The following is a 17,312-nucleotide window of genomic DNA, read 5'->3' as shown; positions in this document are numbered from 1 at the left end:
AGCGTCATTTTTTTATAACTGTTTTTTCGAGCTGCTCTTTTACTGCTTTTAGGCTGGAGCTAACTCAAGACCGGGTGCAGGCATCGTCACAGGCGTTTCAAATGTTGCCCACTCCCATGCTGACTCTGTAGCCATAATTTTACGAAGTAATTTATTATTTAAATCATGACCCGATTTAAATGCAGTTACTTTACCTAAAAGGTTATGGCCTGTCATAAACATGTCACCAACACAGTCTAATATCTTGTGCTTAACAAACTCGTCGCTATAACGTAAACCGTTAGGATTTAAAACTTTGAACTCATCAAGTACCACAGCACTATCCATGCTACCACCTAGCGCTAGGTTGTTTGCATGCATGTATTCAATATCTTTCATAAATCCAAAAGTACGCGCACGGCTAATTTCTTCAATAAAGCTTTGCGTTGTTATATCCAACCCAATACGTTGGCGACTTTCATTGATGGCTGGGTGGTTAAATGCAATCTCAAAGTCGATATGAAAACCATCATATGGTTCAACTTCAGCCCACTTATCACCTTCTTCAATGCGTACTTTTTCTTTAATACGGATAAAGCGTTTAGCAACGTTTTGCTCTTCAATTCCGCCTTTTTGTAACAGATATATGAATGGTAATGCACTACCATCCATAATCGGCACTTCTGAGCTATCTAATTCTACAATTAGATTATCAATTCCCATTGCAGCAACGGCTGCAATAAGATGCTCAGTAGTCGATAAGCGAACACCATCTTTGTTAATTAAACAGGTACACAACTGCGTATCACCAACGGCTTCAGGTGTTGTTTCAAAATCAACAACCGGATCAAGGTCGACACGACGAAATACAATCCCAGTATTTGCGCTCGCAGGTCGGAGAGTTATTGTGACCTTCTCACCTTTATGAAGTCCAATTCCTATGGCTTTGACTACTTCTGCAATCGTACGCTGTTTAATCATAGGTATGCTCACTTTTAAATCAGTTACAGTTATATGGCGGATTTTAACATAAATCCTTTTGCCTTTCAATATTTGTACATATTTCAAACAAAAGTATTATTAAATGTTAATCAGCCTGCTTACGTAAAAAAGCGGGGATATCAAAATAATCACCACCTTCTGATTTATCCGCTTTTTTACTATTTTGTGCTGAAGAGCTTGATGCACTGCTTGAACTAGTTGTAGGCGCTTTTTCTTTGCTTTGCGTTTGCGCTTTAGCAGTGTTTTCTTCAGTGTTTGTATCTTGGCTTGCAAAGCTTGGTACGTACATACTGCTCGTTTGGTTTGATGTGCTTGCAACATCAGAACCTGATGCTTTTTTAAAGCCGTTATCAACAATACCAAACTGTGGACGACGATCGCCGCCTAACCCAGTTGCAACAACCGTTACACGTAGCTCATCAGTCATTTCTGGGTCGATTACCGCACCAACAACAACCGTTGCGTTTTCTGACGCAAGTGCTTTAACGTGATTACCAACAATTTCAAATTCTTCAATCGCAATGTCCATACCTGCGGTGATATTAACTAAGATACCTTTAGCACCTGTTAAATCAACGTCTTCTAGTAGTGGGCTTGAGATAGCGGCTTCTGCTGCTTCTTGTGCACGATCAGGACCTGACGCAGACGCCGTTCCCATCATTGCAGTACCCATTGCAGACATTACAGTTCTAACATCGGCAAAATCCACGTTAATTAAACCAGAACGTGTAATTAGCTCTGCTATACCTTGTACCGCACCAAATAATACGTCATTAGCTTTAGCGAAGGCATCTAGAAGTGTAGTCCCTTTTCCCAAAACTTTAAGCAATTTATTGTTCGGAATTGTAATAAGTGAATCTACAATTTCTGACAATTCGTTAATGCCTTGTTCAGCGGCTGCTGCACGTTTTTTACCTTCAAAATCAAAAGGACGTGTTACAACTGCAACGGTTAAAATACCGAGTTCTTTAGCAATTTTAGCAACTACCGGTGCTGCGCCAGTACCTGTACCGCCGCCCATACCGGCTGCAATAAATACCATATCGGCGCCTTCAAGGCTGGCACGAATTGTATCTGCATCTTCTTCAGCCGACTTACGGCCTACTTCAGGGTTTGCGCCCGCACCCAACCCAGAGGTTATTTGCGTGCCTAGCTGAACTGTAATATCGGCAGCAGAGTTACGTAATGCTTGCGCATCCGTATTGGCGGCTATAAAACGCACGCCTTCTATTTGTTGTTTAACCATGTGCTCAACAGCGTTACCGCCACCACCGCCCACGCCGATTACTTTTATTACAGCTTCTTCGCTGTGTTGTTCCATTATATCAAACATATTTACTCTCCGACTTGAGTCTTAAAACTCGCCTTGGAACCATTTAGTAATGCGGTTCCACCAATTATTGTTATCCTCTGCTTTCGACTTTTGTGCATTCATCGATTGCATGGTACGCCCGTATTGTAACAAACCAACAGCGGTTGCGTACGAAGGATCATCTACATAGTCTGTCAAACCAACCATCCCGATTGGCTTGCCTATTCTTACTGGCATTTGGAAGATGTCTTCTGCCACTTCCATCGCGCCAGTCATTTTAGCAGTTCCGCCTGTAATAACGAGACCTGCCGCAATTTGGTCTTCTAAGCCTGAACGACGAATTTCTTCCATCGCAAGCTCAAATAATTCTCTAAAACGAGGCTCTACCACCTCAGATAATGTATGGCGCGACATTAACCTTGCTGGTCGTCCGCCTACACTTGGTACTTCAATTGTGTCTTCGCTACTTGCCATTTGGCTACTAGCACATGCGTATTGTACTTTGAGTGACTCGGCATGTGATATAGGTGTGCGAAATATTTTTGCAATATCACCAGTAACTTGGTTACCCGCCACTGGAATAACCGCAGAGTGACGAAGTGCGCCATTAATATAAATGGTGATATCCATAGTGCCGCCACCAATATCAAGTACTGCAACACCTAGCTCTTTTTCGTCATCTGTTAGTACAGAATAACATGACGCTAATGCAGTAAAGATAAGTTGATCGACTTCAAGACCACAGCGCTCTACGCATTTCTCGATATTTTTTGCCATATCGTTTGAACACGTAATAATGTGTGCACGCGCTTCCATACGAACACCACTCATACCAAGTGGGTTTTTAATGCCCTCTTGCATGTCGATACTGTATTCTTGTGGCAATGCATGCAGCATTTTACGTTCTGCCGAAATAGGCACAGAACGCGCAATATGAATTACATTTTCAATGTCTTCGTCAGTGACTTCGGTGTTATTAATTGCCACCACGCCACTTTCGTTTTGGCACTGTATATGTTTGCCAGAAATACCCAAATACACAGAGCTAATACGACAATCAGCCATTAACTCGGCTTCGTCTATTGCTCGGCGAATAGACTCAGACACTAAGTTTAAATCGTTAACGCCGCCTTTATCCATACCATGAGATACTTGGCTGCCCACACCAACAATGCTGAGCTTGTTATCTGCGGTGATTTCACCTACCGTGGCAACCACTTTCGAGGTGCCAACGTCTAACCCTATTACTAGGTTTCTTTCTGCTGACTTAGTCATGCCTTACTCTTATTTTGTAATTGTTCTTCTTGCACTGGCTTAAAGCTGACTGCAAGGCCGGTATCATACCGTAAATCTATTGTATCTACTTGTGCATCTGCACGTTGTTCCATTCGTGGATAAACGTCTATAAAACGTTGTACACGCTTGGCTTTATCTTTACGTCCTAAATTTAAACGTATTCCGTTATCTAACCATAGTTGCCACGAAAAGCGCTCCGACAATGCCAAACTTGTTAACGTTAAGCCGTTAACTTTTAGCATTTCATCAAATTGCTTAAAAGCAATCCACGCTTCTTCTTCGCTGCCTTCTGGGCCGTATAACTGCGGTAAGTCATCATCTAACTTATCGCTGCTGGCTTGAAATGCCTGACCACTTTGGTTGAGCAATAAGTCGCTATTCCAATGTGCTACTACTTCATGTTCAACAACATATACTTGTATAGTATCAGGCCATTGTTTACGCACCGAAGCGGTAGCAACCCAGGGTAAGTCTTGAACTAGCTGCTGCACATGCTTAACATCAAGTTCAAAAAAACTACTTAAATCGGCTTTTTTAATCGCTTTTATAATTGCCGTTTCATCTGTGTATTTAGGCTGCCCTTGCACTGTAAGGTGCTTAATTTGAGCATCTTTGTTTTCAACTAACCAATCCGATACACCTGTTGTAATTTGCACTAAGCCAATTACAACTATCAGAAAAAAGCTCACACCAAAAATCAGAGACCAATTAAGTTTCAGTTTGATTTCCTGAGCTTTTTCTAAAAGGGGATGCATATTAAAGCGTTTGCTCTAAAATGCGAACAACTAATTGTTCAAAAGTTGCCCCATTCGCTTTTGCCGCCATTGGCACTAACGACTTTTCAGTCATCCCTGGCACTGTATTTACTTCAAGCAGATAAAAGTTACCTTGCTCGTCTTGCATCGCATCAACACGGCCCCAACCACTTGCGCCCACTAAATCAAATGCATCTAGCGATATAGCTTGTAAGTACTTAGCATCTTGCTCTGATAAATCTGCAGGGCAATGATACTGCGTTGTATTTGATTGATACTTAGCTTGGTAATCGTAAAAACCATTTGGCGTAGTCATTTCAATGACTGGTTGTACTTCATCGCCAAGCACTGTAACTGTGAATTCACGTCCCGTGATCCACTGCTCTACAAGCACTTGATTATCAAACTTAAATGCATTAGCTAGTGCGTCTTCAAGTTCTTGTGCTGTACTTGCTTGCGCCATACCTATGCTTGAGCCTTCGTGCGATGGCTTAACCATTACCTTTTTAAACTCACCCATAATAGCTGCAGCATCAAAGCCTTTTTTAGCGTCAACTACGGTATAAGGTGCAGTGCTTAAACCCGCTGATTTAAATAAGTGCTTACAACGTACTTTATCCATAGCAAGTGCTGAACCCAGTACATTACTGCCCGTGTAAGGCAGGTTCATAAATTCAAGCGCACCTTGTACAGTTCCGTCTTCACCACCACGACCATGCAAAGCAATAAAAACGCGCTCTACATTTAATTCTTTTAACTCCCACAAAGAACGACTTTGCGGGTCAAATGCAATTGCATCAATGCCACTATTTTGCAGCGCATTTAAAACAGCCTGACCCGATCGTAAAGACACTTCACGTTCTGCTGAGTTACCACCTAGCAGTACCGCTACTTTACCAAATTGTGTGTTTACCTGAGTCATACTTCACCTTGCTTAAGTTTTTCTATCGACATACCCGTCGCAGCTAATGTTTTAACTAACTGACCTATATTACCAGCGCCTTGGGTTAATACTAAATCATTATTTTGTAAATTTGCGGCCAAAACGCCTGCAAGCTCTGCATTTGTTGCTACATGCAGCGGCTCTTTGCCACGTTGACGAAGGCTACGGCATAAGCTTTTGCTGTCTGCGCCGACAATAGGATCTTCACCAGCGCTATACACATCAAGCAGTAGCAACTGATCTACATCAGCAAGTACTTTTACAAAATCTTCGTATAAGTCGCGTGTACGGGAAAATCTATGAGGTTGATATACCATTACTAAACGCTTATCAGGCCAACCTTCACGTACTGCTGCAATTGTTGCTGCAACTTCTGAAGGATGATGCCCGTAATCATCAACTAACATCACATTGCCACGCTCGTTTTCAAATTCACCATAGTGTTGAAAACGACGACCAATACCTTCAAACTTCTGCAGCGCTTCTAAAATTGCATGGTTCGCAATGTTTTGATCTTTTGCCACAGCAATTGCAGCGGTTGCATTAAGTGCGTTATGTCTACCTGGCATATTCAACGTGGCAGTTAAACACTCACCTTGCTTGTTAGTTACTGTAAATGTGCATGTATTAGCTGATTGGCTAAAATCGCTCATGCGGTAATCAGCATCCTTCGATTCGCCATACGTGATAACTGGGCGACCAAAACGCGGAATAAGTTCAGCAGCAACTTCAGAATCAATACATACAACAGCTAAACCATAAAACGGCAAGTTATGAATAAAATCCACATATGTGTCTTTCATCTTTTCAAGACTGCCACCGTAAGTATCCATGTGATCTTCTTCGATATTTGTGATCACCGAGACCATTGGCTGTAAGTGTAAAAACGACGCGTCGCTTTCATCAGCTTCTGCAATTAAAAAATCACTTTTGCCTACTTTTGCGTTACTACCTGCGCTATTTAACAAGCCACCAATAATAAACGTTGGATCAAGGCCTGCTTGTCCATAAATACTCGCAATTAAGCTTGTTGTTGTTGTTTTACCATGCGTACCCGCAATGGCTATGCCGTGACGAAAACGCATTAGTTCAGCCAGCATTTCTGCACGGCGTACAACCGGAACTCTTGCGGCTTTAGCTGCAATAATTTCAGGGTTTGTTTCATCAATCGCACTTGAAACAACGACTACATTGGCATCTTTCACGTTATTTTCATGATGGCCTATAAATACTTCTGCACCGGCTTTAATTAAACGATCTGTCATAGCGCTGTGGGCAATGTCAGAACCTGTAATACGGTAGCCTTCAAAAGCGAGTACTTCAGCAATACCGCCCATACCTGCTCCACCAATACCAATAAAGTGAATGGTTTCTATTCGGCGCATTGCAGGGCGTGTGTGTTTTTCTTGTACTGACGTTTCTTTCACTTATTTTCTCTTATTTGTTACTTGCTCACAGTGCGTTGCTACGCTTGCTGTGGCATCTAAAATGGCTTGTTTTTTTGCATTTGTAGCCATTTCAGTAATTAATGAAGGTTGGGCTAAATACGGGCTTAATAGTTCAACAATTGATTGTTTATTAAACTGCCCTTGTGGCATTAATAATGCGCCATTAGCCATCACTAAATATTGTGCGTTCGCTGTTTGATGGTCATCCACAGCATGTGGAAACGGAACAAAAACGGCCATTTTACCTGCCGCTGCAATTTCGCTAACAGTTAACGCACCAGCACGGCAAACAACAATGTCAGCCCAGCTATACGCTGCGTCCATATCATCAATAAATTCAGCTATTTTTGTATTACTGCCTGTAAAAGCATGCATTTTATAAGCGGCTTCTACGGTAGTTAAATGACCCTTACCTGTTTGATGCCATATACTTATTGGAGCTGTATTATTTAGTACTTTAAATGCTTCTGGTAATGTTTGATTAAGCACTTGCGCACCAAGCGAGCCGCCCACTACTAAAATATTAATAGGGCTTGATACATCGCGTTTGGCTATATTCATAACGCTTTGGCGAACTGGGTTACCTACTAGCTCGGCTTGACCCTGTGCAAAAGCACTTGGAAATGCAGCTAATACTCGTGTAGCCACCTTAGCTAGCAGTTTATTGCTCATACCCGCTACAGCGTTTTGCTCGTGAATAACCAGCGGGATACCTAAACTTTTTGCGGCAATTCCCGTTGGACCCGTAACATAACCGCCCATTGCAAGTACTACATCAGGACGCTGTTCTTTCAATACCTTACGCGCCTGCAATACTGCATTAATTACCATGAATGGGGCTTTAATAAGACGCTTTAATCCGTTACCACGAACACCTTTAACGTTAATAAAATCAATATCTATATTGTGCTTAGGTACAACGCTCGCTTCCATTCGATCTGGTGTGCCGATCCAGCTAACTTGCCAGCCCTGCTGTTTTAAATAATCGGCCACTGCAATACCGGGAAAAATGTGTCCGCCAGTTCCACCAGCCACTACTACTAATTTTTTACTCATCGCTTACCTCCGCGTGAGGTGGCTTGTTTGGTTGCCATTTTGGTTTCAAAATCTACGCGTAATAAAATACCCGTGGCAATCGTCATAATTAATAAGCTTGAGCCGCCATAAGAAATAAACGGCAGGGTTAAACCCTTCGTCGGTAAAATACCCGCGCTCGCACCTACATTCACCATGGTTTGAAATGCAAACCAAATACCAATGGCAAATGAAAAGTAGCCTTCGTATTCCTTGCCGCACTTAAGGGCTTGTTGGCCTATTAATAAGGCTCTAAATACTAAAGTAGCTAATACCGTTAAAATACTTACAACGCCTATTAAGCCAAGTTCTTCACCTATAACGGCAAAAATAAAATCGTTATGTGCTTCAGGTAAATATTGTAGTTTTTGTACACTGTTACCTAAGCCTTGGCCAAACCAACCACCCTGGCTATATGCCATTAGCGATTGCACCAACTGATAACCCTTGCCAAAAGGATCATCCCAAGGGTCTAAAAAGCCAACAACACGTGCCATACGATATGGTTCAACAATAATAAGTAATACAACCAGACCAACGCCCGTTAAAATAAGTACAAAAAACTGCCATAACTTAGCACCAGCTAAAAACAATAAACCAACCGTTGTTACAAACATAACAACCACTGTGCCTAAATCTGGCTGTAGCAGAATAAGCAGTGCATACACTGCAAATACAGCAATTGGCTTTGCAAAGCCTTTAATATTTTCTTGTACTTCTTCGCGTTTTCTTACCAAATAACCCGCAATATAACTAAAAAAGTACAACTTAGCGGCCTCAGCCACCTGAAAACCAACAGGTCCAATAGGTATCCATCGTTTAGCGCCGTTTACTTCACGCCCAATAATCAATACCGCTATTAATAGCACCATGCCTAGTATTAATAGATAAGGGTTTGATCGTTTCCACCACTCCATTGGCACACAAACGCTTATCCAAAAAAGCACAAACGCCATTGCCAAAAACATGCTGTGGCGAATGGTAATATGGTACGGGTCATCAAATAACCGCTCTGCGGTAGGCATTGATGCGCTGGTCACCATGATAAAACCAACACCAATGAGCATTATTACGCAGTACAATAGCGGTACATCGTATAACTGCGCCGAAGGCTTAGGTGTTAATGCGTCTCTTATATCGGCAAAAGCAATCATAACGCCTCTGCCATTACACACTGAACAAAGTCATCACCGCGTTGCATATAATTGTTATACATATCAATGCTGGCACATGCGGGTGCTAATAAAACAATATTGCCTGTACTACTAAGTACTTTGGCCAAAGTAACGGCTTCTTCCATATTGTTAGTTAAATAACTCTTATTGGTAATCGCAGCTAAGTCACTTGCATCTTTACCAAAACAAATTAATGCTTTTACATGCTGTTCTATGTAGGGTTTAAGCGCATTTAAATCAGCGCCTTTGGCATCGCCACCAGCAATAACAATCAGATTTTCACCGTCACTAGCTAAACTATCTATTGCAGCAATGGTCGCTCCAACATTAGTTGCCTTTGAATCGTTAAAATACTTTACACCGTTAAGCTCAGCTACAAATTGGCAGCGATGAGCCAACCCATTAAATTGACCTAATGCATTTTTATATTGCTCTTTGCTTACTTCAAACGGACTTAAGAGCGCCATTACTGCAAGCGTATTTAAATAATTGTGCTTACCCACTACCGCAAGTGTATCAACAGGTAAAAAGGCATCGCCTTTAACCATAAAGTGAGTTTCGCCATTGTGCTGCGCTAAATGGTAATCACCTTGTTGAGCACCAAAGCTAATTAGAGGAGCCGTACCACGCTCAACAGGATGTGTTTGACTATCGTCTGCATTGACAACAATAAGCTCTGCAAAATTATAAATACTTAGCTTTGAGTCTATATAAGCTTGGTAACTGTCGTAGCGATCAAGATGATCTTCAGACACATTTAATACCGTTGCACTTACTGGTTTTAAACTCGTTGTGGTATCTAACTGAAAACTCGATAACTCAAGCACATACACATCAAAATCATCATTGAGTAAATCAAGTACCGCTGTGCCAATATTCCCACCCAAAGCAACTTTATAGCCGGCTTCTTTTAACACCTCATAAGCGAGCGTCACCACGGTTGATTTACCGTTAGAGCCCGTTACTGCAACAACAGGTTTTGTATTAATGCGTGCAAATAACTCAACGTCGCCAATCACTTCAACACCTGCGTTAATTACATCTGCAACAGCTGGTATTTTTAAGCTAAGCCCAGGGCTTATAATAATCATATCGCTTGAACAAAGCTCTGCGTCATCCAACTTACCGAAGTGGGTATCTAGAGTTGGCGCGTGCTCTTTTAACCAATCAATCCCCGGCGGGGTTACTCGGCTATCAACGACCTTTGGTGTGAGGCCATGAGATAATAGAAAACGCACAATGCCCAGACCGGTTACACCGAGTCCGAGCACTGTTATTTGTTTGTTTTTTATCTCGTTTAAATACTGCATTTATCGAATCTTTAAAGTAGCTAAGCCAGCAAGCACTAGCACAACAGAAATAATCCAAAAGCGCACAATAACGCGAGGCTCTGGCCAACCTTTTAATTCATAATGATGATGAATCGGCGCCATTCTAAAAATGCGTTGTCCGCGTAATTTATACGACCCCACTTGTAATATTACCGATAGCGCTTCCATTACAAATACACCGCCCATAATAATAAGCAGTAACTCTTGGCGTACTAAAACAGCAATAATACCTAATGCACCACCAAGTGCTAATGAGCCAACATCGCCCATAAATACTTGTGCTGGGTAAGTGTTAAACCATAAAAAGCCAAGCCCTGCGCCCACAATGGCAGTACATACAACCACAAGCTCACTCGCCAGCGGTAAATGTGGAATATGTAAGTAAGCCGAAAAGTTAATATTACCTGTTAAGTAAGCAATAATTGCCAGTGCTGAAGCCACTAAAATAATTGGCACAATCGCCAAGCCATCTAAACCATCGGTCAGGTTTACCGCGTTTGATGTACCTACTATGGCAAAATACGTAAGCACGATATAAAACAAACCTAATTGCGGTAACACGTCTTTAAAAAATGGAACAACAAGTGATGTTTCAGATGCTTGTGCACTGGTAAAATACAAAGCAGTAGCTACAACTAATGCAATGACCGACTGCCAAAAGTACTTCCACTTAGCAATTAAGCCTTTTGGATCTTTACGAATAACTTTACGGTAATCATCAACAAAGCCAACAATACCTAAAGAGCCAATTACAAACAGTGTTGCCCATACGTATTTATTTGATAAATCGGCCCAAAGTAGCGTGCTGGTAAAAATGGCCGCTAAAATAAGTAAGCCACCCATAGTCGGTGTACCCGACTTAGACAAATGCGATTGCGGACCGTCGTCTCGAACTGTTTGGCCTATTTGCATACGTTGCAAACCACGAATTAACTTAGGTCCTAAATAAAGAGACATAATTAGCGCAGTTAAAATACCTAAAATGGCACGTAGCGTTAAATACGAAAAAACATGAAAACCACTAAAATACTGTGTTAAATACTCTGCCAGCCAAACTAACATTATGATACTCCATTGATGGCTTGTTGCTGGCCATTAACTAAATCGGTTACTAATAATTCCATGCGAGAACTGCGCGATCCTTTCACTACTATTGTTGTTTTAGTATTCACTTTATTAATACTTTCTTGAATTTTTTGCTGCATCTGTTCGCGGCTCGAAAAGTGGCGATTAGGTAGTTCAAACACATCACTTGCGTATTTACTTAATACACCTAATGTAAATAACTCATCAATCCCTTGCTCAAGTGCATACTCGCCAACTTCTTGATGGTACTTACGTGCATCTTCACCTAGCTCACCCATATCTCCGAGTGCTAAAATGCGGTGACCTTGCATATCACTTAACAAGTCAATCGCAGCCTTTACAGACTTAACATTGGCATTATAGGTATCATCAACCACGGTGAGTAAATCAGACACTTCAATTAAATTAACGCGCCCTTTTACATCCCCCATTGTGGCAAGTGCATTGGCTATTTCTTCAAGGGTTACATTAAATTCACTGGTCAGTGCAGCAGCGATAAGTGCATTACTAATATTGTGCTTACCCGGAAGTGCCAAAGTAACAGGGACCTGCTTATCTTTAGTACAAAGTGTAAAGCTTGCGCGAGCGTTGGCATCAAGCGTGATGTTCTCTGCCCAAATATCTAGTTTTTCAGTTGTAGAAAAACGTTTAACATTACGCCCTTCAAGCTTATCTAACCAATATTGGCTAAATTCACTATCGCAGTTAACAATTGCAACGCCGTCATCTTTAAGGCCATCAAAAATCTCACCTTTAGCTTTTGCGACGCCCATTAAACTACCAAAACCTTCTAAGTGGGCTGCTGCAACATTACATACAACGGCTACATCTGGTTTTGTCATTGCAGTGGTGTAAGCAATTTCACCTAAGTGATTTGCACCTAGTTCAATTACTGCAAAGCGATGTTGAGGCTCTAAGCGCAATAACGTAAGTGGGACGCCAATATCGTTATTAAAATTACCTTTAGTAGCTAATACATCACCGTGAACCGACAAAATTGCCGCACACATTTCTTTTACGGTGGTTTTGCCTACACTACCTGTAATTGCAATTGTTTTAGGCGCCACTTGGGCCATAACAGCGGTGCCAATTGCACCTAGTGCAATACGTGTATCGCTTACTATAAATTGTGGAATATCTACATCAACTTTGTGCTGAACAATAACGCCAATAGCGCCTTTTTGTTTAGCCTCAGCTATAAATTTATGCCCATCAAAATTTGGCCCTTTCAGTGCTAAAAACACTTCGCCATCGCACACTGTACGAGTATCAGTATTTATATTAAGTACGTGTTGATTATCACCTTGATAATCGGTTGTTAGCACATTAGCTAACCAATCAAAATCCATTGGGATCATTGTGTTATCCCTCTTACTGCTTTTTTTAGTTGTTCTTGTACATACCGGCGATCGCAAAAGTCGATTCGCTTATCGCCTATAATTTGATAATCTTCGTGGCCTTTACCTGCAATCAAAATAACCTCATCAGCTGTAGCGTTTTCTATAGCAAAACGAATTGCAGTTGCTCTATCAGCCTCTAAATGTGCATTTTGAGGATGGGTTAAACCGCCAGCTACATCTGCAATAATGTCATCAGGGTTTTCTGAGCGAGGGTTATCACTCGTAATAATAACTTTATTAGCGTTTTGCTCTGCAGCTTGCGCCATCAATGCACGCTTTCCTTTGTCTCTGTCACCACCGCAACCAAATACACAACTTACACCACCTGGCACATGCAGCTGCAACGCTTGTAATGCAAGTGCAAGTGCATCGGGTGTATGCGCGTAATCAACAACACACGTCGGCATGCCTGCTTGGCTAAATGCTTGCATTCGCCCAGCTACTGGCTGTAACTGCGCACAACCTGAAACTAATTGCTCAAGCGGATAACCAAGCCCTAGTAATGTAGCGATCGCGGCCGTTAAGTTATATAAATTAAATTCGCCAAACAGAGGCGATTTAATCGACATATCACCCCAACTAGTCGATAACTGCGCCGAAATACCTTCACTTGAATATTCAACATTAGAAAAATAAACGTACTGAGCATTCTTAGGGGCTAAGTTTTTGCGGCCATAACAGATTAGGTTATTAAAATCATACTTTTCAAGCCATTGCTCAGCTTGAGAATCATCTTGATTAAGCACTACAACTTGCGGCTCAAAATCACGGAAAAGCATTAGTTTCGCATCACCGTAACTTGCCATATCACCATGGTAATCTAAGTGATCGCGCGAAAGATTAGTAAACACAGCCGCTTTAAACGCGCATTTAGCAACACGCTGCTGCACTAATCCATGAGATGACACTTCCATGGCTACCAGCTTTTTATGCTGCGAATTTAAATCGCTCAAAATATGCTGTAAATCAACCGTTGAAGGTGTGGTATTAATCAGTGGAATTAAGTTATCAGGATGACCATAACCTAAAGTGCCAATAATAGCCGAATCAGTACTGCAAAATTGCGCTAAGTGGGCAATCATTGCTGTGGTTGTCGATTTACCGTTTGTACCTGTCACACCAATTAAATCAAGAGCCTGACTTGGCTGGCTATAAAAGCGACTTGCTAATTCTGGAAGCTTTTTATCAAGCTCCGAAACTAAATATAGTGGCTCAAAACTTGTTTCAAATTCACATAATCTGTCAGCAATAATAGCTGTTGCGCCATTTTCAATTGCTTTATTAATAAATTGACCGCCATCAAGTGCATGGCCTTTAATAGCAACAAATACATCACCTGGCGTTACTTCACGGCTATCAAGGCGTAAATGTTTTACCAGTTGCGAGGGCGCATCTATTTCGATGTATTTTAAAATATCCTTTAAATCACGCATCGTTATCTTTACCTTGTACGTACGCAACCTCTTCCTTGTCAGGCGCTACGTTTAATATTCTTAATGCGTTAGAGATGATTTCTGCAAATGCAGGGCCAGCGGTGGCACCTCCATAGTACACATCACCACCTGGTTCATTAATCATAACTACCACGGCTAAACGAGGATTACTTGCCGGCGCTACACCTGCAAAATAACCTACATATTCATCACCATAACCACCTGCTACGGCTTTTTTAGATGTACCTGTTTTACCAGCTGCACGATACCCATCAACTTTTATGTTGCGAGCAGTACCGTCTTTTTCAAATACACTTTCCATCATGTGCACTACGGCTTCTACGTCTTTTTGTTTAAAAATACGTTCGCCTTCAGGTATATTGTCTTGCTTTAAAATAGTCAGTGGTCGATTAACTCCACCAGCGCCTAACATGGTATAAAAGCGCGCCATTTGCGCAGTACTTACCGAAATCGCATAACCAAATGATAAAGTGGCAATTTCAAAGTCAGACCAACGACGATTTGGATAAAACAAACCGCTGCTTTCACCGACCATGCCTGTTCCAGTATCACTACCAAAGCCTACTTTTTGGTATAAACCAACAAGGTAATCTTTAGGCACTAACTGAGTAACCTTCGCAACTCCCATGTTTGAGGAGTACTTTAGTATTTCGCGCAGTGTTAGTTCGCCGTGATTACGAGTATCTCTAACTAAACTACCACCTAAACGCATCCAACCTGGGTAGGTATCAATCGTGTCATCTGCCTGAATGGCGCCGTAGTCTAGCCCAGCCAAAATGGCTAGAGGCTTAACAGTTGAGCCTGGTTCAAACAAATCTGTAATTGCGCGGTTACGACGCTTATGAGGTGCAGCATCGCTTAAGTTGTTTGGATTAAATGAAGGGCTATTTACCATTGCCAGTACTTCACCGGTTTTAACATCAACTACCATAGCTGAGCCCGATGTGGCTTTATAAGTCAGTACAGCTGATTTTACGGCCTTGTACGCAATGGCTTGAATTCGTTGATCAATACTTAGTTCTATACTTTCTGGCTCTACACGTTCACGTTCGTCAAGTACTTCTACCTCACGCCCTTGTGCGTCTTTACGAATGGTACGGCGGCCTTCCTCGCCCGTTAAAGCGTTTTCGTATAGCTTTTCAATGCCTTCAATGCCTTTGCCATCGATATTGGTAAAACCAATTACATGCGCGGTAACTTCACCTGCAGGGTAGTAGCGTTTAGATTCATCTAGTAAATGGATACCAGGGAGGCGTAAATCACCAATATAATTTGCTACAGCAGGAGTAACTTGGCGCTTTAAATACACAAAGCGACGCGAAGGATCGTTTAAAAGTCGAGAATTAATCTTTTTAGGATCAATACGCAGCACATCTGCAAGCTCGCGCCAGCGTAAATCGTTTTTATAATAAAGTGCAGTACGCTTATCAAGCTCAACAGTGTTTTCAGTTAAAGATAAGTGATCTTCGCCGCTTTTGCGGGCTTGTTTGATTACTTTAGATACAAGCGATTTATGTAATGCTTTAGGATCAGCATATACACTTACCACAGGCACACTTACCGCTAATTCTTTACCATTGCGGTCAAAAATCATTCCGCGTTGCACATGCAGTTTTTCAACACGCACCGTGCGTTTATCACTTTCTGAACGTGCTTTATCGGGTTCTATCACTTGTAAATAAGCAGCGCGAGATACGAGTGTTACAAACACCATAAACACAACTGTACACACCAGCATAAAGCGCCATGTGATTAAATTAGTGACTGGTTTTTTGCCTCTATTTCTCATTGTACTATTATTACCTGCTCATCTTGACTCGTAGGTCGTTTCATTTTTAATTGTGATATAGCAACTTCTTCAATGCGTGCATGTTGCGAATAAAATTCTTCTTCAACAAGTAAGTAGCGCCACTCTAAATCGAGTTCATCACGTTCTTGTAATAATTGATCTTGCTTTATAAGTTGCCCACGAGCTAAATGTGTTGTTTGCACAACAGCTAAACTAGAAGCGAATATCACAACCAACAAGGCCGAGGTTAGCTTGTTAGCACCTAGGCCTTTTAATATTTCAAAGAATAAATTGGGTTGACGATAGCTCGCTTTTTTACTCATCCCAACCTCTGTGCAATCCTAAGTACAGAACTACGAGAACGTGGATTACGTTCTACTTCAACAGTACTTGGCTTAATAGCCTTACCCACTGCTTTTAACGTCAGGTTTTTATTTATTTGTGCATCAGTTAAAGGCAGACCTCTGGGTAACACTTCTCCCCTACTCTGTTTTCTAATAAACTGTTTTACAATACGATCCTCTAGTGAGTGAAACGAAATCACCACTAAACGTCCGCCTGGCTTTAGCACTTTAACTGCAGACTGTAGCGCTGTTTGAATCTCTTCAAGCTCGCTATTGATATAAATACGAATCGCCTGAAAAGTACGTGTTGCAGGGTGCTTAAACTTATCTTTTACCGGTACTGCTTCATCAACAAGGTCAGCAAGTTGCTTGGTTGTTGTGATTGGCGTGTGCTCACGAACTTCGAGTACTTTGTGTGCAATGCGTTTACCAAACTTTTCTTCGCCCAGTTTTTTAATTACGTGGGTAATATCATCTAACTCGGCTTCTGCTAACCACTGTGCAGCACTGCGACCTGTTGTTGGGTCCATGCGCATATCAAGTGGCCCATCTTTCATGAAACTAAAACCACGCGCAGCGTCATCAAGTTGTGGCGACGAGACACCAATGTCTAATAAAATGCCATCCACTTTACCAATGAGATCGTTCTGCTCTGCTACTTCGTATAAATTTGAAAAACGAGTATGTGCAATCGCAAAACGTGGATCATCAGCAAATTTTTCGGCTGATTGTATCGCTTGTGGATCTTGGTCAATTGCTTGCAGGCGACCTTCATCACCTAGGCGTGCTAAAATTTGTCCAGAGTGGCCGCCACGTCCAAACGTACCATCCATGTATATACCATCTGGCTTAATTGCGAGGGCATCGATGGTTTCGTCCATTAATACGGATACGTGTTCAAATTGCGCTGTCATTAGCTATTAT

15 protein-coding genes are annotated in these 17,312 nt (G+C 41.7%); all 15 read right to left on the bottom strand.

The features are described 5' to 3' along the window. Positions 1–48: 48 nt before the first annotated feature. The gene (gene lpxC, locus P20429_RS10740) at positions 49–960 is read right to left on the bottom strand and encodes a UDP-3-O-acyl-N-acetylglucosamine deacetylase (protein WP_007582940.1); all 912 of its coding nucleotides are present in this window, start codon (positions 958–960) and stop codon (positions 49–51) included. Between the two features lie 106 nt (positions 961–1,066). Beyond that, positions 1,067–2,314 carry a cell division protein FtsZ gene (ftsZ, locus tag P20429_RS10745; RefSeq protein WP_007582938.1) on the bottom strand — a complete coding sequence of 416 codons (1,248 nt, stop codon included), beginning with the start codon at positions 2,312–2,314 and terminating at the stop codon, positions 1,067–1,069. 21 nt (positions 2,315–2,335) lie between these two features. Further along, a complete protein-coding gene (gene ftsA / locus P20429_RS10750) occupies positions 2,336–3,568 on the bottom strand; it encodes a cell division protein FtsA (protein ID WP_007582937.1) in 1,233 nt (410 codons plus the stop codon). Then, complete coding sequence (locus P20429_RS10755; protein ID WP_007582934.1) at positions 3,565–4,344, bottom strand: cell division protein FtsQ/DivIB; 780 nt, start codon at positions 4,342–4,344, stop codon at positions 3,565–3,567. The genes ftsA and P20429_RS10755 overlap by 4 nt, the downstream gene beginning before the upstream one ends. A 1-nt stretch (position 4,345) precedes the next feature. After that, positions 4,346–5,266, bottom strand: coding sequence for a D-alanine--D-alanine ligase (locus P20429_RS10760; protein WP_007582932.1), 921 nt, complete (start codon positions 5,264–5,266; stop codon positions 4,346–4,348). After that, on the bottom strand, positions 5,263–6,714 hold the full coding sequence (gene murC, locus P20429_RS10765) for a UDP-N-acetylmuramate--L-alanine ligase (protein ID WP_002957994.1): 1,452 nt from the start codon (positions 6,712–6,714) through the stop codon (positions 5,263–5,265). The genes P20429_RS10760 and murC overlap by 4 nt, the downstream gene beginning before the upstream one ends. Beyond that, positions 6,715–7,791, bottom strand: coding sequence for an undecaprenyldiphospho-muramoylpentapeptide beta-N-acetylglucosaminyltransferase (gene murG, locus P20429_RS10770; protein ID WP_007582929.1), 1,077 nt, complete (start codon positions 7,789–7,791; stop codon positions 6,715–6,717). After that, positions 7,788–8,963, bottom strand: a complete 1,176-nt coding sequence (gene ftsW, locus P20429_RS10775; RefSeq protein WP_007582927.1) for a cell division protein FtsW — start codon at positions 8,961–8,963, stop codon at positions 7,788–7,790. The genes murG and ftsW overlap by 4 nt, the downstream gene beginning before the upstream one ends. Next, complete coding sequence (murD, locus tag P20429_RS10780) at positions 8,960–10,294, bottom strand: UDP-N-acetylmuramoyl-L-alanine--D-glutamate ligase (protein WP_007582925.1); 1,335 nt, start codon at positions 10,292–10,294, stop codon at positions 8,960–8,962. The genes ftsW and murD overlap by 4 nt, the downstream gene beginning before the upstream one ends. Beyond that, positions 10,295–11,377 carry a phospho-N-acetylmuramoyl-pentapeptide-transferase gene (gene mraY / locus P20429_RS10785; protein WP_007582922.1) on the bottom strand — a complete coding sequence of 361 codons (1,083 nt, stop codon included), beginning with the start codon at positions 11,375–11,377 and terminating at the stop codon, positions 10,295–10,297. It lies immediately after the preceding gene. Continuing rightward, positions 11,377–12,759, bottom strand: coding sequence for a UDP-N-acetylmuramoyl-tripeptide--D-alanyl-D-alanine ligase (gene murF / locus P20429_RS10790; protein WP_007582921.1), 1,383 nt, complete (start codon positions 12,757–12,759; stop codon positions 11,377–11,379). The genes mraY and murF overlap by 1 nt, the downstream gene beginning before the upstream one ends. Then, on the bottom strand, positions 12,756–14,234 hold the full coding sequence (gene murE / locus P20429_RS10795) for a UDP-N-acetylmuramoyl-L-alanyl-D-glutamate--2,6-diaminopimelate ligase (protein WP_007582919.1): 1,479 nt from the start codon (positions 14,232–14,234) through the stop codon (positions 12,756–12,758). The genes murF and murE overlap by 4 nt, the downstream gene beginning before the upstream one ends. Further along, positions 14,227–16,044, bottom strand: coding sequence for a peptidoglycan glycosyltransferase FtsI (locus tag P20429_RS10800; RefSeq protein ID WP_010554293.1), 1,818 nt, complete (start codon positions 16,042–16,044; stop codon positions 14,227–14,229). The genes murE and P20429_RS10800 overlap by 8 nt, the downstream gene beginning before the upstream one ends. Next, complete coding sequence (gene ftsL, locus P20429_RS10805) at positions 16,041–16,367, bottom strand: cell division protein FtsL (protein ID WP_007582915.1); 327 nt, start codon at positions 16,365–16,367, stop codon at positions 16,041–16,043. The genes P20429_RS10800 and ftsL overlap by 4 nt, the downstream gene beginning before the upstream one ends. After that, positions 16,364–17,302, bottom strand: coding sequence for a 16S rRNA (cytosine(1402)-N(4))-methyltransferase RsmH (gene rsmH, locus P20429_RS10810; RefSeq protein WP_008167099.1), 939 nt, complete (start codon positions 17,300–17,302; stop codon positions 16,364–16,366). Before rsmH ends, ftsL begins: the two co-directional genes overlap by 4 nt. Positions 17,303–17,312: the final 10 nt, after the last annotated feature.

This window comes from Pseudoalteromonas sp. BSi20429 (assembly GCF_000238895.1).
GTDB classification, from domain to species: domain Bacteria; phylum Pseudomonadota; class Gammaproteobacteria; order Enterobacterales; family Alteromonadaceae; genus Pseudoalteromonas; species Pseudoalteromonas arctica.
This window is presented reverse-complemented; position numbering and strand designations above follow the sequence as displayed.